The organism is Nocardioides sp. (assembly GCF_035429765.1).
In the GTDB taxonomy this organism is placed as follows: Bacteria; Actinomycetota; Actinomycetes; order Propionibacteriales; family Nocardioidaceae; genus Nocardioides.
In genome coordinates this window covers 1-19,075 of record NZ_DAOMFK010000040.1, presented here as the reverse complement: position 1 = coordinate 19,075, position 19,075 = coordinate 1, and the positions used below count along the sequence as shown (strand labels likewise).

The 19,075-nt window shown below is 73.1% G+C and carries 19 protein-coding genes; 17 read left to right on the top strand and 2 right to left on the bottom strand.

What is annotated here, in order from left to right; genetic code table 11:
- From PLP61_RS06255 to PLP61_RS06190, 14 genes are all read left to right on the top strand, one after another.
- On the top strand, positions 1-1,549 hold a 1,549-nt coding region (locus tag PLP61_RS06255), incomplete at its 5' end, for an RCC1 domain-containing protein (RefSeq protein WP_324501443.1).
- On the top strand, positions 1,546-2,397 hold the full coding sequence (locus PLP61_RS06250; RefSeq protein WP_324501441.1) for an endonuclease/exonuclease/phosphatase family protein: 852 nt from the start codon (positions 1,546-1,548) through the stop codon (positions 2,395-2,397). The genes PLP61_RS06255 and PLP61_RS06250, both read left to right, overlap by 4 nt.
- On the top strand, positions 2,394-3,935 hold the full coding sequence (locus PLP61_RS06245; protein WP_324501439.1) for a class I SAM-dependent methyltransferase: 1,542 nt from the start codon (positions 2,394-2,396) through the stop codon (positions 3,933-3,935). The genes PLP61_RS06250 and PLP61_RS06245 overlap by 4 nt, the downstream gene beginning before the upstream one ends.
- A 25-nt stretch (positions 3,936-3,960) precedes the next feature.
- Complete coding sequence (locus tag PLP61_RS06240; RefSeq protein WP_324501437.1) at positions 3,961-5,253, top strand: DUF6752 domain-containing protein; 1,293 nt, start codon at positions 3,961-3,963, stop codon at positions 5,251-5,253.
- Entirely contained in the window at positions 5,250-5,471 is a 222-nt protein-coding gene (locus PLP61_RS06235; protein ID WP_324501436.1) for a hypothetical protein, read from the top strand. Before PLP61_RS06240 ends, PLP61_RS06235 begins: the two co-directional genes overlap by 4 nt.
- On the top strand, positions 5,471-6,544 hold the full coding sequence (locus PLP61_RS06230; RefSeq protein ID WP_324501434.1) for a hypothetical protein: 1,074 nt from the start codon (positions 5,471-5,473) through the stop codon (positions 6,542-6,544). The genes PLP61_RS06235 and PLP61_RS06230 overlap by 1 nt, the downstream gene beginning before the upstream one ends.
- Positions 6,541-7,416 carry a glycosyltransferase family 2 protein gene (locus PLP61_RS06225; RefSeq protein ID WP_324501432.1) on the top strand — a complete coding sequence of 292 codons (876 nt, stop codon included), beginning with the start codon at positions 6,541-6,543 and terminating at the stop codon, positions 7,414-7,416. Before PLP61_RS06230 ends, PLP61_RS06225 begins: the two co-directional genes overlap by 4 nt.
- Positions 7,417-7,499: 83 nt before the next feature.
- A complete protein-coding gene (locus PLP61_RS06220; RefSeq protein ID WP_324501430.1) occupies positions 7,500-8,696 on the top strand; it encodes an acyl-CoA dehydrogenase family protein in 1,197 nt (398 codons plus the stop codon).
- 28 nt (positions 8,697-8,724) lie between these two features.
- Positions 8,725-9,735, top strand: coding sequence for a hypothetical protein (locus tag PLP61_RS06215; protein WP_324501428.1), 1,011 nt, complete (start codon positions 8,725-8,727; stop codon positions 9,733-9,735).
- A 79-nt stretch (positions 9,736-9,814) separates the two neighbouring features.
- Positions 9,815-10,759, top strand: coding sequence for a glycosyltransferase family 2 protein (locus PLP61_RS06210; protein ID WP_324501426.1), 945 nt, complete (start codon positions 9,815-9,817; stop codon positions 10,757-10,759).
- On the top strand, positions 10,756-12,963 hold the full coding sequence (locus PLP61_RS06205) for a putative glycosyltransferase family protein (protein ID WP_324501424.1): 2,208 nt from the start codon (positions 10,756-10,758) through the stop codon (positions 12,961-12,963). Before PLP61_RS06210 ends, PLP61_RS06205 begins: the two co-directional genes overlap by 4 nt.
- Positions 12,960-13,820, top strand: a complete 861-nt coding sequence (locus tag PLP61_RS06200) for a sulfotransferase (protein WP_324501422.1) — start codon at positions 12,960-12,962, stop codon at positions 13,818-13,820. The genes PLP61_RS06205 and PLP61_RS06200 overlap by 4 nt, the downstream gene beginning before the upstream one ends.
- A 102-nt stretch (positions 13,821-13,922) precedes the next feature.
- Complete coding sequence (locus PLP61_RS06195) at positions 13,923-14,105, top strand: DUF5302 family protein (protein ID WP_324501420.1); 183 nt, start codon at positions 13,923-13,925, stop codon at positions 14,103-14,105.
- Between the two features lie 104 nt (positions 14,106-14,209).
- Positions 14,210-14,746: a MaoC family dehydratase gene (locus tag PLP61_RS06190; protein WP_324501418.1), complete on the top strand. Its 537-nt coding sequence runs from the start codon at positions 14,210-14,212 to the stop codon at positions 14,744-14,746.
- 24 nt (positions 14,747-14,770) lie between these two features.
- On the opposite strand, the gene PLP61_RS06185 is transcribed toward PLP61_RS06190, so the two are convergent.
- The gene (locus tag PLP61_RS06185) at positions 14,771-15,943 is read right to left on the bottom strand and encodes an MFS transporter (protein ID WP_324501416.1); all 1,173 of its coding nucleotides are present in this window, start codon (positions 15,941-15,943) and stop codon (positions 14,771-14,773) included.
- 53 nt (positions 15,944-15,996) lie between these two features.
- Between PLP61_RS06185 and PLP61_RS06180 the strand changes: the two genes are divergently transcribed.
- On the top strand, positions 15,997-16,680 hold the full coding sequence (locus tag PLP61_RS06180; protein ID WP_324501414.1) for a DUF6758 family protein: 684 nt from the start codon (positions 15,997-15,999) through the stop codon (positions 16,678-16,680).
- 6 nt (positions 16,681-16,686) lie between these two features.
- Here PLP61_RS06180 and PLP61_RS06175 read toward each other — a convergent pair whose 3' ends face one another.
- Positions 16,687-17,454: an SDR family NAD(P)-dependent oxidoreductase gene (locus PLP61_RS06175; RefSeq protein WP_324501412.1), complete on the bottom strand. Its 768-nt coding sequence runs from the start codon at positions 17,452-17,454 to the stop codon at positions 16,687-16,689.
- Positions 17,455-17,514: 60 nt separating this feature from the next.
- On the opposite strand from PLP61_RS06175, the gene PLP61_RS06170 reads away from it, so the two are divergent.
- Positions 17,515-18,285, top strand: coding sequence for a ParA family protein (locus tag PLP61_RS06170; protein ID WP_324501410.1), 771 nt, complete (start codon positions 17,515-17,517; stop codon positions 18,283-18,285).
- 3 nt (positions 18,286-18,288) lie between these two features.
- The gene (locus PLP61_RS06165; RefSeq protein ID WP_324501408.1) at positions 18,289-19,005 is read left to right on the top strand and encodes a L,D-transpeptidase; all 717 of its coding nucleotides are present in this window, start codon (positions 18,289-18,291) and stop codon (positions 19,003-19,005) included.
- Positions 19,006-19,075 lie beyond the last annotated feature (70 nt).

Genomic DNA, 19,075 nt, shown 5'->3' with positions numbered 1-19,075 from the left:
AGCGCTGGGGGTCCACGGGCTGCGGCTGGCGCCGGTGCCCGACGTCCCCGCCGACGGCTGGGCCGTTCCGGTGTGGAGCGTGTGCTCCCGCGACGACCTGGTCTGCCAGGTGAGCGACAGCCCGTTTGCCGCGGCGGCGGCGGTCCACCGGAGCTACGCTGCGGGGGCAGGCACGCCCGCCCTCGAGCGGGTGGCACAGCGGGTCTGGGCCAGGACCGCCCGGTGGGCCCGCCCGGTGCACGGCTGGGTCCCCCTGCCCGGCACCGTGGGAGTGCGGATGTCGCAGCAGGTGCCGGCCCTGATCGCACCCCGCCAGCGCACGCACGTCGTGTACCAGGCGCTCACCCCTCTCCCACCGGGGCTGTCCCTCGGCGCCGACGGCACCCTCTCCGGGACTCCGACCGCGCCCGGCACCTGGACGGTGGGCTACACCGTGCGCAACGGCAGGGCACCGGTCTTCGCGACCCCCGCCGCGGGCAGCATGACCGTGAAGGTCCTGGACCAGTCCTTGCGGAGCCTGAGTGCCGGTGGCGAGCACTCCTGCGGCATCCAGTACGACGGCACGGCCTGGTGCTGGGGCGCCAACACCTGGGGCCAGCTGGGGATCGGGCTGCGCGGGGCCGGCCGCACCGTCCCGACCCAGGTCGGCGCTGCCTCCGACTGGGCCGCGGTGAGCGCCGGCGGCGCCTCCACCTGTGCCGTGCGCACCAGCGGAGGCCTCTTCTGCTGGGGGCTCAACAACAAGGGCCAGCTCGGCAACGGCACCAGGACGCTGAGCCCCCGCCCCGTGCAGGTCGGCACGGCGCGCACCTGGCGCTCGGTCGACGCCGGCTGGTTCACCACCTGCGCACTGCGAGCGAACCAGACCCTGTGGTGCTGGGGGGACAACAAGCACGGCCAGGTCGGCATCGGCACCCACACCCGCCGCTGGCGGCCGGCGCAGCTCCCCGGGACCGGCTGGACCTCGGTGTCGGTGATGGGCTGGCACGCGTGCGCCACGAAGTCCGACGGGTCCCTGTGGTGCTGGGGACGCAACACGTTCGGGCAGCTCGGGGACGGGACCACGAGCGACCGGACGACGCCCACCCGGGTGGGTACCCGCTCGGACTGGGCCTCGGTGTCGACCTCGTGGTCGCACACCTGTGCGGTCGACCTCGCCGGGGCCGCGTGGTGCTGGGGACGCGACGACGAGCGCCAGCTGGGCGACGGCACCCGCGCGCCGTCCTCGGTCCCTGTGAAGGTCCCCGGCCTGCCGCCGGTGCGGCAGGTGGCGGCGGGTGAGGGGTTCACCTGCGCCCTGGAGCCTGCCGGAGCACGGTGGTGCTGGGGCAGCGACGACTACGGGGCGCTCGGGGACGAGGTCCGTCAGGACGCGCCGGCGCCGGTGCAGCTCGACGGCAGCTACCAGAGCCTGACCGCCGGGTGGATGCACCAGTGCGGGCTGCGGATGTCCGGTGCCTCGCGGTGCTGGGGGAACAACGAGACCGGCGCGGTCGGCGACGACACCCGGGCGGACGCGGACCTGCCGGTCGGACAGGTGTGGCCATGAGCAGCCGGGCGGTCTGGAAGCGTCGGGTCGGTGCGGTGTGCGCGGCGGCAGCCCTCGGGCTGCTGGTGGCGGGCGGCTCCTCGGCCCCGGGCGCCCGGGCGGAGGAGCCGGTGACCCTGCGCATCGCGTCGTACAACGTGCTGGGCGACGTGCACACCGCTCCATACGAGCACGATGACGAGTTCGCACCGTCCCGGATCCGTGCCGAGTGGATGGCCGACGTGCTGACCCGGATGGGTGGGCCGGACATCGTCGGCCTGCAGGAGGTGCAGGCTGCGCAGCTCAAGGCCATCATGCGGGCGACCGGGGACCGGTACGCCGCGTGGCCCGCGGACAAGGTCCCCGGAGGCGGACCGCAGTCCCTGCTGTGGGACAAGAGTGTCTGGCAGGCCACCGACAAGCAGACCATCTCGATCCCGTTCATCACCGGGCAGCGGCCGCAGCCGGTCGTGCGGCTGCGCCACCTCGCCACGGGCCGTGAGATCTGGGTCCTCAACGTCCACAACGCTCCCGCCGAGCTGCAGGGCCAGCGCAACGTGGCGGTCAGCCGCGAGATCGCCAAGATCCTGGAGCTCAGGGCCACCGGACTGCCGGTGTTCCTCCTGGGGGACATGAACGAGAAGACCACCGTGTTCTGCAAGGTGGTGGGACAGACCGACCTCATCTCACCCCTCGGCGGCAGCGCCGGGCCCTCCGGGTGCAAGCCCCCCACCGCGCGGATGCGCGTGGACTGGCTCTTCCTCTCCGAGGACGTCACGGTGGACTCGTTCGCGATGTACCAGTCCCCGCTGAAGTCGTGGAGCACCGACCACGTGACCATCCCCGTCGCAGGCGTCACCCTCCCGTGACCGGGTGGTCGGTCACCGAGGACGGCGTCCAGGTCCCGGCCGGCGCGCGGGGCACCTGGACCGCGGTCTTCGACGGGCGTGAGATCTGGCGGTTCGAGGCACCCGAGGACGTGCCGCCGGCCGGAGCCACCGTGCCGTGGCCCAACGCCATGCTGAAGTACCTCGAGGGCGTCTCGGAGGTGCAGCTCACCTCTGCCGGCACCGTGCTGCGGCTGGGGGAGGTCAGGTTCGGGTCGAGCCAGGAGCGCCTCTCCTTCGTCGACGACTACGGCATCCCCGTCACGGTCGACAAGTGGGGCCTGACCCAGCGGGCCTTCGCCGATCGCGACAAGAGCGTCCCCGAGAACATGGCGATGATGGCCGCGGAGATCGTGGACATCGTGCGGCGTGAGTGCGGGCTGGAGCTGTGGATGGCCTTCGGCACGCTGCTGGGGGCCGTGCGCTCCGGCCACATCATCGCCCACGACTCTGACGTCGACCTGGCCTACCTCAGCGACAAGGAGACGCCCGCGGAGATGACCCGGGAGATGTTCGGGATCGCCCGCGCACTGTTCCGGGCCGGGCTGACGGTCGTCCCCAAGACGGGCTCCTTCCTCACCGTCGTCTTCGAGGCCAAGGACGGCGCGCCGGCGAGCATCGACGTCTACACCTGCTTCTTCCTGGAGGGACGGTTCCTGGCCACCGCCACCCTGCGCACCCCGGAGGTGGACCGGGCCGCGATCCTGCCGCTGCGCCAGCTGCCGCTGGAGGGGCAGCTGCTGCCCGCGCCCGCGGACCCCGCCCGGCTCCTCGCTGCGTCGTACGGCCCCGGCTGGCAGAAGCCCGACCCCGGGTTCCGGCACGAGCCCGGCCCCGACGTGCAGCTGCGGTTCGCGGACTGGTTCGGCAACCTGATGCGCCAGCGGCGGGACTGGGAGAGCTACTGGCACCACAACTGGCGGGCCGGGGACGGGGACGGCTCCGACTTCGCCGACTGGGCCACCGAGCGGGTGCTGCCGGTCGGTCCGATCGTCGACCTGGGCTGCGGTCGGGCCGAGGATGCCCTGGCCCTGGGCCGGGCCGGTCGCCGGGTGTTCTGCGTCGACTTCGCCCGCGAGCTGATCTGGGACCTGCGGGAGGAGCACCGCGGCAGCGGGCTGGTCGTCTCCTGGCACCGGGTCAACCTCCACGACCTCCGGGACGCTCTGACGTTCGCCACCGTCGTGTGCCGCGACTCCCGGACACCGCGGACCGTCTGGGCCCGGCACCTCTTCGACGCGCTGCCGCCCCCGAGCAGGGAGAACACCTGGCGGCTGGTCTCGATGGTGCTGCGCGGGGGCGGACGGCTGCTTGCCCAGTTCGACGAGACCGAGCCGGGCGAGCCGGGACCTCCGTGGCCCCGCTTCCACGGCCGGGGCGGGCGCCGGTTCCCGCTCAGCTGGCAGGAGATGCAGTCGGGATGGGAGGCCGCCGGCGGCCGGCTGGTGCAGCGGGAGCGGGCCCGGGTGCCGGACCTGCCCGACGCGGTGCGCTGGCGTATCGTGCTCGAGTGGCGATGACCAGGAAGCGGACCGGGGGGGACGGATGACGCGTCGGGTCTACCTCCACGTCGGCACCCCCAAGTCGGGCACCACCTACCTGCAGGGGGTCATGGCCGCGAACCGCGACCGGCTCGCCGCGGCCGGGGTGGCCGTCCTCGGGGAGTCGCACCTGGACCTGGTCCACGCGGGCATGGTGGTCCGCGAGGACCCGCGGCTGGAACGGCTGCCCTCCCGCGCGCGCGAGGCGTGGTCCCGCGTGGTCGCCCAGGCTCACGAGTGGAGCGGTGAGTCCGCAGTGGTGAGCTACGAGCTGCTGGCCGGCGCGACCCCGGAGCAGGCGGCGCGGGCGGTCGCGGACCTCGCGCCGGCCGAGGTGCACGTGGTCGTCACCGCCCGAGACTTCGCGCGGGCGCTCCCCTCGGCGTGGCAGGAGCGGCTCAAGTTCGCGCTGGTCACGCCGCTGGAGGGGTGGACCCCGCCGCCGGACACCGAGGTGCGGTCGGAGTGGGGCTGGCGGACGCTGGACCCCGCCGGGGTGGTCCGCCGGTGGCGAGGGGACCTGCCCGTCGACCGGCTGCACGTGGTGACCATGCCGCCCGGGGGGCGCCCGGAGGAGCTGTGGCGCCGGTTCGCCGACGCCTGCGGGATCGGCGGGATCGAGGTGCGGACGGCCGCGCAGCCCGCCAACACCTCGTTGGGCGCCGGCCCGGCCGAGGTGCTCCGCCGGGTCAACGAGCTGGTGGGCGACCCGGTGACCGGCAGCCGCGAGCAGTCGGTCTGGCTGCGCGACACCCTGGCGCACCAGATCCTGGCGCCGCTGGACCAGGAGCCGATCGGCCTCACCGACGAGCAGTACGCCGCCGCCCAGGCCCGCGCCGCCGAGTCGCTGGCCTACCTCGCCTCCTCGGGCGTGACCTGGCACGGGTCGCCGGAGGACCTCGCGCCCCGGCGCCCCTTCGCCCGGACGCCCGGGGAGGTGCCCGCCTCGGAGCTGCTCGACGTGGCCGTCCAGGCGATCTGGGCGCTACTGCTGGAGCTGCGCAGCAGCCGGCGCGCGCACCGGGAGCAGGCCCTCCCGGCCGACCGGCGCTCCCGGGCGCGCACAGTCACCAAGAACCTGGTCCTGGGGACCTACGCCCGCCGGGCGCAGGAGGCCACCGACACACTGGCAGAGCGGGTGGCCGAGCTCGAGGAGCAGCTGGCGTCGGCCCGCCAGCTCGAGCAGCGGCTCGCCGCGGTGACCGACGTGGTCGAGGAGCTGCTGCTGCCCGGTCTCTCGCGGGACCCCGAGCTGCTCCGTCGCGCCGTGGCGGCCTACCGCCTGGAGTCCATGTGAGGCCGAGCCTGCCCGGGTGGGGCGACGTCAGCCTGGTCCACCAGCAGCGCGAGCTGGCGGCCCGCGTGGAGGTCCTGGCACAGGACGTCGCCGAGCAGCGGCGCCTCACCGACCGTTCGCTCGCCGACCTCGCCGACCTCGAGCAGGTGGTGGGGCGGCTGGCCCAGCACGTGCTCGGCGGCACAGACGCGGGCGGCACCCGGGACGGAGGGGAGTAGTGGCCACACGCCTGGTCCTGCACATCGGCGCGATGAAGTCCGGCACGAGCTTCATCCAGAACGTGCTCAAGGAGAACAAGGAGACGCTGGAGGCGGCCGGCTGGCTGTTCCCGGGCCGCCGCTGGCGGCAGCAGGTGAGCGCGGTCTACGACCTGATCGAGCGTGGCGGCGCGCGGCAGGAGCCGATGGCGGCCGACGGGCCCTGGCACACGATCTGCGCCGAGGTCAACGACTGGGACGGTGAGGCCGTCATCTCGATGGAGTTCCTCGGCCCCCGCGGCCCGGAGAAGATCCAGCAGCTCATGCGGTCCTTCCCGGACACCGAGCTGCAGGTCGTCCTCACCGCCCGCGACCTGGCCCGCAGCATCCCGGCCATGTGGCAGGAGTCGGTCCAGAACGCCGCCACCAGCACCTGGCCGGAGTTCCTCGACGCCGTCCGCCGGGAGGCCCGGCAGCCCGGGCCCGGCCGGTGGTTCTGGCGGCACCAGGGGCTGGCCGCGATGGCCGAACGGTGGCGCGACCAGGTCGGCAACGACCACTTCACGCTGGTCACCGTCCCGCGGCGGGGCGCCCCCTCCTCCCTGCTGTGGGACAGGTTCGCCCAGGTGGCCGGCCTGGCGCCCGGGGACTACACGCTCGACGTGCTGCGCAACCCCTCGATCGGGGCCGCTTCGGCCATGGTGATGCGCGACCTCAACGAGCGGCTCAGCGCGCAGCCGCTGCCCCGCGACCTCTACGACCGGCTGGCCAAGCACGCCCTCGCCAAGCAGAGCCTGGCCGACCGGCAGCGCACCGAGCCTGTGCTGGGCCTCGACGCGGAATGGGTGCGGTCGCGGGGCGCCCAGGAGGTCGAGCAGCTGCGTCGCCTCGGGCTGCGGGTCGTCGGAGACCTCGCCGAGCTGGTGCCGCAGCCGGTGCCCGGCGTCCACACCGACGACATCAGCCCCGACCAGCGCCTGGACGCCGCGCTGGCCGCGCTCGAGGTCGCGGTACGCAGGTGGGCCGACGCCGAGCAGCGGGCCCGTCCCCGGCGTCCTCCGCGGCAGCGTGCCGAGCCCACGGAGGAGACATGAGGTCCGACCAGCTGCCCACCGTCGCCGCGATCACCATGGTCCGTGACGAGGGCACGATGCTCCCGCGATGGGTCGCGCACTACTCCCGGGAGCTGGGGGCCGACCACCTGGTGGTCGTCGACGACAACAGCGAGGACGGATCCACCGACCACCTTCCGTGCCCGGTGATCCGGCTTCCGCCCATCACCCGCGAGTTCGAGGCCTCGCGGATGGGGATCCTCAGCGACCTGGCCGCGATGCTGCTGAACGCCTACGACGCGGTGATCTTCACCGACGCCGACGAGTTCCTGGTCGCCGACCCGGACCGGTTCGCCTCGCTTCGGCACTTCGCCGCCCGTCGTCGCAAGGACGTGGTGGGCGCCGTCGGGCTCAACGTGGTCCAGCTCGGCGAGGAGGGGCCGCTGGACCCCGGTCGGCCGGTCCTCGACCAGCGCGCGGCCGCCAAGTTCCTGCCGCTGATGTGCAAGCCGGCGCTCAAGCGGGTCCCCGCCCGCTGGCGCTGGGCCTCGCACGGCATCATGGCTCCCTACACCGTCGACCCCGAGCTGGTCATGTTCCACCTCAAGTTCGCCGACCGGGGGCTGCTGTTCGAGCAGGGGGAGCACCGACGACGGATGGTGGAGACCGACGGGCGGGCCGCCACCACGTCCTGGCGGCTGGGTGGTCACGAGATGATGACCCTGATGGACCACATCGCCGAGCAGGGCCGCTCGACCACGCTCGAGCCGTTCGTGGCCCGCCCGCGGATGCTCAAGCAGGTGGTGGAGAACCGGCCCGACGGGTCGTACCGGGCCGTGGGTGCCGGGCAGATGCAGGCCATGGAACGCCGTCCGCTGGTGGGCATCCCGGAGCGGTTCCGCGGCCGCGTCTGAGTGACGCTTCTCATGCCGGGGCCGCCGCGCCGATCGCCTAGACTCAGGGCGTCTCCCCACCCGGACCGAAAGGGTCGTTCACCATGGGTCGCCTCTGCCACACCGATGGCCTCACCGACGTCCAGGAAGAGATCATCAAGACCGTTCGGCAGTTCGTCGACGAGAAGATCCTGCCGGTGGCCGGCGACCTGGAGCGCCGCGACGAGTACCCCGCCGACATCGTCGAGGGTCTCAAGGAGCTGGGCATCTTCGGGCTGATGATCCCCGAGGAGTACGGCGGGCTCGAGGAGTCCCTGCTCACCTACGCCCTGGTCGTGGAGGAGATCGCCCGCGGCTGGATGAGCGTGAGCGGCATCATCAACACCCACTTCATCGTGGCCTGGATGCTGATGCACCACGGCACGGAGGCCCAGAAGCAGTACTACCTGCCCCGGATGGCGACCGGGGAGGTGCGTGGCGCGTTCTCGATGTCGGAGCCCGGCTGCGGCTCGGACGTGAGCGCGATCACCAGCAAGGCCGTCAAGCAGGCGGACGGCGGCTACGTCATCAACGGCCAGAAGATGTGGCTGACCAACGGCGGGTCCAGCACGCTGGTGGCCGTCTTGGTCAAGACCGACGAGGGACAGGACTCGGTCTACCGCAACATGACCACCTTCCTGGTCGACAAGACCCCCGGGTTCGGCGAGGTGGAGCCGGGGCTCATCGTCCCCGGCAAGATCGAGAAGATGGGGTACAAGGGCGTCGACACCACCGAGATGGTGTTCAACGGCTACCAGATCTCCGCGGACCAGGTGCTCGGCGGGGTGCCGGGCAAGGGCTTCTACCAGATGATGGACGGCGTCGAGGTGGGCCGCGTCAACGTGGCCGCCCGCGCCGTAGGGGTGTCGCTGCGCGCCTTCGAGCTCGGCGTCGCCTACGCGCAGCAGCGGGAGACCTTCGGCAAGAAGATCGCCGAGCACCAGGCCGTCTCGTTCCGGCTGGCCGAGATGGCGACCAAGATCGAGGCCGCGCACCTGATGATGGTGCGCGCCGCCAGGCTCAAGGACTCCGGCGCCCGCAACGACCTCGAGGCGGGCATGGCGAAGTACCTCGCCGCGGAGTACTGCTCCCAGGTGGTCGAGGACTCCTTCCGCATCCACGGTGGCTACGGCTTCTCCAAGGAGTACGAGATCGAGCGGCTCTACCGCGAGGCCCCGATGCTGCTGATCGGCGAGGGCACCGCCGACATCCAGCGGATGATCATCGGTCGCCGGCTGCTGCAGGACTACGCCCTGCGCTGACTCCCGACCCCCCGGATAGGGTGACGGCATGGCCGCCAGGGTGACGCTGCACGTGGGGTTGATGAAGTCCGGCACCACCTTCATCCAGGGGCTGCTCTACGCCAACCGCCAGCGTCTGGCCGACCGCGGTGTCCTCGTCCCGGGCGAGCACTGGGGCGAGCAGGTCGACGCGGTCAAGGACGTCCTGAGGCCCCAGGAGGGCAGCGGCGCGTGGTCCCGGCTGACCCGCGAGATCGCCGCGTGGCCCGGCGACGCCGTGGTGTCGATGGAGTTCCTCGGTCCGGCAAAGCCGAGGGCGCTGCAGCGGGTGGTCCGGTCGCTGCGCCCGGCCCGCGTCGAGGTGGTGGTGAGCGTCCGCGACCTCAACCGGAGCATCGTCGCGCTCTGGCAGGAGACGATCCAGAACGGCCGATGGTGGACGTGGGAGGAGTACGTCGCCGGCGTCCGGGCCGTCCGGCCGGACTCCGCCGACGGCCCGTTGACCGAGGCCGGGCGCACGTTCTGGCGCCAGCAGCACGCCGCCCGCGTGTGCGCCGCCTGGGCCGAGGTGGCCGACGCGTGCACCCTGGTCACCGTGCCGCCTCCGGGGGCCGACCGGAACACGCTCACCGCGCGGTTCGGCGAGGCCGCCGGCTTCCCCGTCGAGGGTCTGGTGCCGCCCACCCAGGGCAACGAGTCGATCGGGGCCGCCTCGACGCTGGCGCTGCGCCGGATGAACGAGCTGCTCGCCGAGCGGGGGCTGCCGTTCCCGCAGGGCAGCCGGATCCGCAAGCAGGTGCTGGCCAAGCAGGTGATGGCGGCCCAGCGCGACGCAGAGCCCCGGATCGGCCTGCCGGTCGAGGACTGGGTCCGTGCCACGGCCGGCTGGATGACCGGGGAGCTCAGCCGGTCCGGGGTGCGGCTGGTGGGGGAGTGGGGCGACCTGGAGCCGGTCGCGGTTCCCGGGATCGACCCGGCGACCGTGCCGCCCGCCGCGGTGGCCGAGGCCGCCGCGGGAGGGCTGGCCGGGCTGGTCGCCTTCCAGATCGGGCAGCCCTGAGCCCGGCGAGACGGGGCTGCCGACGGCGCTGGGTTACGATCCCGCGGTCATCGCTAGGGAGTGGGGAGGAGACAACGACGTGGTCGACCTCTCCGTCGTCGTCCCCTGCTACAACGAGGAGCCGGTGCTCGACCGCCTGGTCGCCTCGCTGACCGCTGAGCTCACCGACCTCGGCCGTGACTTCGAGGTGGTCCTGGTCGACGACGGCAGCGCGGACCGGACCCTGGAGATCCTGCGCCGGGTGAGCCAGGAGGACCCACGGTTCCGCTACGTGTCGCTGAGCCGCAACTTCGGCAAGGAGGCTGCCATGCTGGCCGGCCTCAGCCGCAGCCGCGGCGACGCGGTGGCCATCTTGGACGCCGACCTGCAGCACCCGCCTGAGCTGCTGGCCCGGATGCTCCCCTTCCTCGAGGAGGGCAACCAGCAGGTCGTCGCCCGCCGCAACCGGGTCGGTGACAGCCGGGTCCGCACCTGGCTGTCGCGGGGCTACTACCGGGCGATGAACCGGCTGAGCGACGTGGACCTCGAGGACGGCGTCGGCGACTTCCGGGTGCTCAGCCGCGAGGCGGTGGAGGCCGTGCTGAGCCTGGGGGAGGTCAACCGGTTCTCCAAGGGGCTCTTCGCCTGGATCGGTTTCCGGACCGCGGTGGTCGACTACGAGAACGTCTCCCGGGAGGGCGGCGAGACCAAGTGGCGGCTGCGGGACCTGGTCAACTACGGCGTCGACGGCATCATGTCGTTCAACACCCGGCCGCTCCGCCTCGCGATCTACCTCGGGGCGCTGGTGTCGCTGGTGGCGGTGCTCTACGGCCTGTGGGTGCTGGGAGACGCGATCTGGCACGGCAACCCGGTGCCCGGCTACGTCACGCTCATCTGCGCCGTGGTGTGGTTCGGCGGCCTGCAGATGGTCCTCCTCGGCGTGATCGGCGAGTACGTCGGCCGCATCTACGCCGAGACCAAGCACCGCCCCCACTTCCTGGTCGCCGAGAGCAGCGAGTCCGTCGGCCGAGGAGGGGCGGCATGAGCCCACGCCGCTGGGCCTGGCCGGCGGCCGTCGCCGCGGTCACCGCGCTCTACGCGCTCGTTCCCGCCCTGCTGCACCGCGACTTCTACATGCGCGGGGACACCGCTGCCCAGTTCGCCCCGACCTGGTACCACCTCGGGGAGCTGGTGCGCACCGGCCAGTGGCCGCCGATGCTGGACCCGGCGTCGTGGGCCGGCGGCAACTACGCCGCCGAAGCGCTCTTCGGCATCTACAACCCGCTCAACGTGCCGATCTGGCTCGCGGTCAGCGCCGCCCCCGACCTCGGCGTGGTCGTGCTCGCCGTGAAGGTCGCCTGGCTGGTGGTGCTCGCGCTCGGGACCTACGCCCTCGCCCGCGACTACGGGGCCGCCCCGTGGGCCTCGGCGGTGGTCGCGACCACCCTGCCGCTGGGCGGCTACACGCTCTACTGGGACGCCGGCTCCTGGGCGTCCGGGCTGATCGCGTTCGCCTACACCCCCTGGGTCTGGTGGGCCTTGCGCCGCGTGCTGCACGGTCGGCTCAACCCCTGGTGGGCCTTCGTGGTGGGCTCGCTGGCCGTCCTCCAGGGCAACCCCTACGGCACCCTCGGCGTCGTCGTGGTGGGTCTGGGGGTGCTGGTCGAGGGGCTGGCCACCCGCCGTTTCCGGGGGGTGCGCACGCTCCTGCTGCTGGGGGTGTGCGTGGCGGCCTGGCTGCCGCTGGTCTACTACCCGCTGGTCGCATCGGCCGACCTCGCCGTCCGGTCCGGTGGCGAGCTGTTCTCCAACAACGGGAAGCTCCGCCCCGAGCTCGGGGACCTCCTGCTGCTGAGCTCCCCGAGCTTCGTCCCGAACGTCCGGGCCATCGCCGGGTCGATGATGGTGCCGGCGATGTACGCCGGCTGGTTCGTCGTGCCCCTCCTGCCGTGGCTGCGCTGGTCGGTGCTGCGTTCCCGGGGGCGCGAGCTCTCCGGGGTGGTCACTGTCGCCCTGGTCTACGCGGTGCTCACCCTCGGCCCCTCGAAGCTCTGGTTGTTCCGCTGGCCGGTCCGGCAGGTGGAGTACCTCCACCTCGCCCTGGGCGTGGGCTTCGCGCTGCTGCTGGGGGCCGGGCTGTGCCGGGACCACTGGCCGCGCAGGCTGGCCCTCACCGCTCTCCTCGTCGGCGCCACGGGGTGGCTGACCTGGGGCCAGGACCCCACCTGGGCCAAGGCCGCGCTCGGTGGCCCCCTCCTGCTCGTGGTGCTCACGCTCGCCCTGCTGCTGGCGCACCGCGGCGGACGCCGGAGCCTGCTGGTCGGCGTGCTCGTGCTGGGCACGGGTCTGGTCCTGGTGTTCCAGGCCTACGTGTTCGGTGAGAACCGCAGCTCGCGGGTCTGGCACTTCCCCACCGACGTGAGCGCGCTGCAGGCCCGGTTCGCCGACCGGGACGGCAGGGTGCTGCAGTTCGCGAACCTGATGCACCTGCAGAACCCGGACCGGGACGCCGAGCTCAGAGCTGCCTGGCAGCACCTGCTCGGCGGCAGCATGTACCACGTGGCCGGTGTGGACGCGGTGAACAACTACACCGGGATGGGCTACCTGCCCTTCCAGCGGCGGCTCTGCATGCGCTACGAGGGGTTCACCCGGCCGTGCGGCTACCGCCAGCTCTGGGACCCGTCCGGTCCCGGGGAGCCCGCTCTGGTCGACACCATGAAGGTCGACACCCTGGTGGTGCAGAGGGGGCAGGCGCAGGGAGCGCTGCCGGACAGCGGCTGGGCGGTGAGCCGCGAGGACGGCGTCAGCGTGCTGCGGCGTACCGACCCCCTGCCCTGGCCGGGCAGCGAGCTGGCCTGGGCCAGCGACGGCGTCGAGGTGGCCGGTGCCCGCACCGTCAGCCCCTACCACCAGCAGGTGGAGGTCGCCGGGGCCGCCCAGGACGGGCGCCTGGTGTTCTCGATGCTGGCCTGGCCCGGGTACCGCGCCGTCCTCGACGGCCAGCAGGTCCCCGTCACATCGAACCGCGCCGGGCTGCTCACCGTCGAGCTCGACCAGGGGGCCAGCGGCACGCTGGACGTCACGTTCCGCCCGCCGGGTCTGCTGGCGGGGCTGGCGGCCGCCGCGCTGGGCACGCTCGGTGCTGCCGTGCTCGGCCTCGTCGAGTGGCGGCGGCGGCGCCGCAGGCAGCCCGTCCCGCCCCCGTCGGTGGAGCGGTCCCCGTCCGAGGAGGAGCTCAGAGTGTCATGAACCCGCTGAGCAGGCGCCGGGAGAGATGGGCCGAGCACGAGGCGGCGATCTACCGTGACGGGTTCCGCGCGGGGCTCCGCAAGGGCCGCAGGAAGCCGCGACCCCGCGACGCGTACCGCTACGTCTTCGTGGTCGCCTACGGCCGGTCCGGCTCCACGCTCGTTCAGGGCCTGCTCAACGTGATGCCCCGGACCCTGGTCCGGGGTGAGAACAACTTCTACCTGCTCGAGCTCTTCCATGCTCTGGAGGCGGTGCGTGAGTTCCGCCGGATCCACCTGCACCACGAGACCCGGAAGGTGACCTCCGCGTTCTACGGGCTGCACGCGTTCCGTCCGCGCCCCTTCGTGCAGGCCGCCAACGACGTCGTCACCTGGAGCGTGGTCGGCGACCTCCGGGCGCGCGACTACGACGTGCTGGGGTTCAAGGAGGTGCTCTGGCACCGGATCACCCCCGAGGAGACCGAGCTGTTCTTCGAGTTCATGGACCTGGCGTTCCCCGGTGTCGGGTACGTGCTGAACACCCGCGACCCCGCCACCACCGTGGGCTCGGGGTTCTGGACCGGCCTCCCGCGGGAGGAGGCGCTCGCCGCCATCTCCCGGGTCCGCGAGATCCAGGACCACCTCCGGGTCACCCGTCCCGACCGGGTCGTCGAGGTCGAGTACGAGACCCTGACCGGCGGGGACCCGGAGCAGGTCGACGGGCTGCTGGAACGGCTGGCGGAGTTCACCACCGGCCGGCCGGCCACCCCCGAGCTGATGGCCGGGCTGCGCGGCGCCCTCTCCGTCGGGCACGGCCCCAACCCGTTCGGCCAGCGGCGCGCCGACACGCTCCCGCCCGAGCGAGCCAAGCCCGAGTGAGCCCGCCCGGCCGAGCCTGTCGCAGGCGCGGGACCCGCTCGACGGCGCCCGGAGCGGGGTGGCAGGCTGGAGGAGTCATCCCGTCACCAGCCAGGAGGAGCCATGGCCGAATCCGCCAGCGAGGACGTCAAGGCCAAGATGCGGGCCGCGCTGGACCGCAAGCAGGCCAACGACCGAGGCGTGCCGCAGTCCGGACCGGTGCGGGAGAAGGCGCACGGCGCCGAGGTGGCCAGCGGCGCCACCCCGCGGCTGCGCCGGCGCAAGGCGGGTGGCGGGGAGTCCTGAGCCACCCCGCGCGGGTGAGGAACCCCACGTCGCCCCCGGCTGTCGGCGTACCCGCCGGTTCGGCACGATAGGGCTGTCAGCCCCGTCGAGCAGAGGAGCCTGTTGTGCAGTTCGGCCGCAGCTACGAGGAGTTCGAGGTCGGCGCCACCTACCGGCACTGGCCCGGCAAGACGGTGACCGAGTACGACGACCACCTGTTCTGCCTGCTCACCATGAACCACCACCCGCTCCACCTGGACGAGCACTACGCAGGGGAGACCACGCAGTTCGGCAGGAACGTCGTGGTCGGCAACTACGTCTACTCCCTGCTGCTGGGGATGTCGGTGCCGGACATCTCGGGGAAGGCGATCGCCAACCTCGAGATCGAGTCGCTGCGCCACGTCGCGCCGACCTTCCACGGCGACACCCTCTACGGGGAGACCACGGTGCTCGACAAGTGGGAGTCGACCTCCAAGGACGACCGGGGCGTGGTGTACGTCGAGACCATCGGCTACAACCAGGACGGCAAGGTCGTGTGCATCTTCCGGCGCAAGGTGATGGTGCCCAAGCAGAACTACCTGGAGGCCCGCGGCGGCGAGCAGCCCGGTCGGCCGGTGCCCCAGCCCGACCGGAACTGGCCGGGCCCGCAGCCGTCCGCCTGACCGGCCGGCGCTCCACCACCCGGTCTACGCCGAGGAGACCCCGGCGGGGGAGGGCGGGTGGCGCACCCCCACGAAGAACCGGGCCAGCGGCAGGATGCCCAGGATGAGCACCATCGGCACCGCGAACCCCACCCGCAGGTTCTGGGCGCCCACCACGCCGGTCAGCACCGCGCCGAGCAGCGCCCCCACGTAGTTGAACTGGTTGAACCGCGCGATCACCGCATCCACCCGGGCGTGGCGGGCCACCGGGTCCAGGTCGGTGCCGCCGGCGATCCGGGCCGCCGCGGAGAAGCTGAGCGGGGCGATCACCGCGACCCCGGCTCCGAGGAGGGAGAACCCCAGCACGGCCACCGGCCAGGTGGGGGCGAAGACGACCACCGCGAGCGCGCCGCTGGCCAGCACCGCACCCACCCGGAGCACCGGCGAGGGGCCGAACCGGGCCACCAGCGGGTCGCCCGCGAGCCGGACCAGCCCGCTGGCCACCAGGTAGGGGAAGATGGCCAGCGCCACCAGCGCCGAGGGCGCCCCGAACGTGTCGTCGAGGTACGTCGGCCCCCAGGTGGCGGCGGCGGTGTCGACCATGTAGAAGAGCACCAGGGCCACCCCGACCAGCACGATCGGCCGCCACGGCACCGCCACCACGTCGGCCGGCACCACCCCGTGGGCACGTCGCAGGAACGGCCCGAGAAGGACCACGAGGGGTACGACGGCCACCGCGCACGTCGCCGCGAAGGGCAGCCCCGCGGTGGCGAGCGCGAGCCCGGCGCCGATGACCCCGCCCAGGGTCCACATCCCGTGGAACGACGGCAGCAGCGGGCGGTCGTAGCGGTGCTCGAGGGCGACCGCCTGCATGTTCGTGGTCGCGTCCACCATGCCCAGGCCCACGCCGTACCCCGCCATCCCCATCAGGAACACGGCGAACACAGGAGCCAGCACCAGCACGACCACGCTCACGGCGACGAGGGCCAGCCCCGCACGCAGCAGCACGGCGCTGTCGTGGCGTGTCGCCAGACCCTCCGCGACGACCGAGCCGGCGCCGGAGAGCAGCACCACCAGCAGCAGCACGAGAGAGAGGCCCAGCTCACCGAGGCCCCAGTGCCGCTGCACCGCGGGCAGCCGGGTGGTCAGGCTGATGAAGACCAGCCCCTGGGTGAGGAACGCGAGGCCGACGGCGACGCGGGAGCGGGTCAGCGGCATGGGCCGATGCTGCCAGACCCGCGAGGTCCGGCGCGGGACCTGGCGAGCTCGAGGTGCCGGCGCCCCTTGACGCCGCGGCCGCGACCGAGAACCGTGGGGGCATGTGGCTGGCCGCCGGGTGCCCGCGGTGCCCCACGCCCGTGGTCGAGCACGCCGACGGGTGGGGCTGTCCGGAGCACGGCGTCGTGGCGCCGCTGTGGCGGCCGACCGAGCCGTCGTACGACGCCTTCGTGGAGCACCTGCACGCGGCGGGAGGCTTCCCGACGTACCTGCCCTGGCCCCTGCCGCCGGGCTGGCGGGTCAGCGACTTCGGCGTGGTCGGCCATGCCGAGGCGGACCCGGTCGCCACGCTCGGCTGCTGCTCGGGCGCCAGCCAGCTGGACGGCCCCGTCGACCTGCTGGTGGTCGCCGAGGAGCCGGGCACCGGCCTCGGTGCCCGGTGCGCCGGGCTGCCTCGGCCTGAGCCCGGCGCCGAGGTCGGCCAGGGACTTCCCGCGGCGCGGGTCCGGGTCGGCGCCCGCCCGGTGGCCCTGTGGCTGGTGTCCACCAGCACCCTGGACACCGCGCTGGACCGCGCGGTGCTCGCGGGGGAGGCCGAGGGCCGGTGGCTGTGGCTGGTGCTCCGGCCGGCCTCCGCGCTGCTGCTGCTGCGCGAGGAGTGGTTCCTCGACGACGTCTCGGCCGTGGGGCCCGCGCTGGTCGAGGTCAGCTTCGGCGGCCCGGCACCGGGCTGGTGAGCGCTGCTACCTGCGGCCCATCGACTGGAACCGCTGGAGCAGGCTGCTGGGCACCGCCCGGGCGAGCGGCGCGAGGACCTTGTACTGCGTCCCGGGGATGGAGAAGGTGCGACCCTTGTCGAAGTCGGCCAGGGCGGTGCGGACCAGGAAGTCCGCGTCCAGCCACAGGAAGTCCGGCGCCGAGTCGCGGCCGACCTGCATCCGGCTGTGGAACTCGGTGCGGGTGAAGCCGGGGCACAGGGTGGTGACGGTGATCCCGGAGGGCCGGTACTCCGTCGCCGCCCACTCGCCGAAGCTGTTCACCCAGGCCTTGGCCGCCGAGTAGGTGCCGCGCGGCAGGAAGGCCGCCACGCTGGAGACGTTGATCAGCCCGCCGTGGCCACGCTCGGCCATCGGGCCCAGGGCGGCGTGGGAGAGCCGCAGCACCGCGGTGACCAGCAGGTCCAGCATCGCCTGCTCGACCTCGATGTCGTTGTCGAGGAAGCGGTGCTTGAGCCCGAAGCCGGCGTTGTTGACCAGCATCTCGACCGGCCGGTCCGGGTCGGCGAGCCGCTGCTCCACGGTGCCCAGCTGGCCGCGGTCGACGAGATCGGCCGGGAGCACCTCGACCGCCACGTCGTGGTCGCCGCGCAGGTCCGCGGCCACCTGGGTCAGGCGGTCCCGGTCGCGAGCGACCAGCACGAGGTCGTGCCCGCGGCCGGCCAGCTGGCGGGCGAACTCGAGGCCGATTCCGGAGCTGGCGCCGGTCACCAGGGCGGTTCCAGGGGAGGACATGTGTCCAGCAAACCAGGTGTCGTCGCGTGGCCGGCACCCCCGTCCGGCATGATGGGGGCAATGACCACGACACTCGCCATCGCCAACCAGAAGGGCGGGGTTGCCAAGACGACGTCGGTGGCGTCGCTCGGGGCGGCGCTCGCCGAGCTGGGCCACCGGGTCCTCCTGGTCGACCTCGACCCCCAGGCCTGCCTGACGTTCTCCCTCGGCATCGACCCGGAGGACCTCGAGCTCTCCATCCACCACGTGCTCACCAAGGGGCTGCCGGTCGCCGAGGTGATCGTGCACACCGAGGACGGCGTCGACCTGCTGCCCGCCACCATCGAGCTGGCCCGCGCCGAGGCCGACCTGCTGACGCGCACCGGCCGGGAGCACGCGGTCAAGGTCGCGCTCGACGAGCTGGGCGAGACCTACGACTGGATCCTGCTGGACTGCCCGCCCTCACTGGGGGTGCTCACCGTGGCGGCGCTCACCGCCGCCCAGGGCGTGCTCATCCCGCTGCAGTGCGAGACGCTCTCCCACCGGGGGGTCGGTCAGCTGCTGGACACCGTGCACGACGTGCGCCGCTTCACCAACCGCGAGCTGGAGGTCTGGGGGGTGCTGCCCACCCTGTACGACGGCCGCACCAACCACGCGCGCCGGGTGCTGGAGACGATCTCGGAGACCTACGACCTCGACGTCGTCGAACCGCCCATCCCCAAGACCATCAAGTTCGCCGAGGCTCCCGCGGCCGGACGCTCCATCCTGCGCACCGCCCGCAGCTCGAAGGGGGCGCGGGCCTACCGCGAGGTGGCGATCGGGCTCGCCTCGCGCGCCGAGTCCCGGGGCTGACCGGTGGCCCGGCACCGCGCCCGACCCCGCTACGGCCGGATGGCCGTGGCGGCGCTCTCGGCGACGGTGACGATGGTGGCGGTGCTCGGCGGACTGGGCGTGCTGCCCTCCCCGGCGAGGCAGTCGGTGGCGCCGGCGCAGGCAGCCGAGCCCGCCGTGCTCCTCGCCGACTCCCCCGCCGACCCGTCGCAAATTGCGGACGACCCGTCACCAATTGCGGGCGACCCGTCACCAATGTCCGGCGACCCGTCCCGAACGGTGCCCGACCCGTCACCCACGGTGCCGTCGGAGGCCCTCGGAACCGCGGCCGAGGTCGTCGCGCTGCCGCCCGGCTCCGGCTCGGGCCGCCGGGTCGTCTTCAGCGAGAGCGACCAGCGGGTGTGGCTGGTGGCCGAGGACGGTCAGGTCGAGCGCACCTACCTGGTGTCCGGCAGTGTCTACGACAACCTCGACCCCGGCACCTACCAGGTGTACTCCCGCTCCCGGCAGGCCTGGGGCATCGACGACTCCGGGACGATGAGGTTCTTCGTCCGCTTCACCCGGGGCGAGACCGCCGCGATCGGCTTCCACGACATCCCGGTCGCCGACGGGCAGCCGGTGCAGTCCGTGGACCAGCTGGGCACCCCGCAGTCGCACGGGTGCATCCGCCAGCGGCGTGCGGACGCGCGTGCCCTGTGGCGCTTCGCGCCGCTGGGTACGACGGTGGTCGTCACCGTCTGAGGGTCACTCGCCGGCGGACGCGGCGGGTGACCCCGACCCGGAGGGGCGCCGACGGCGACGCCGCCGGCGC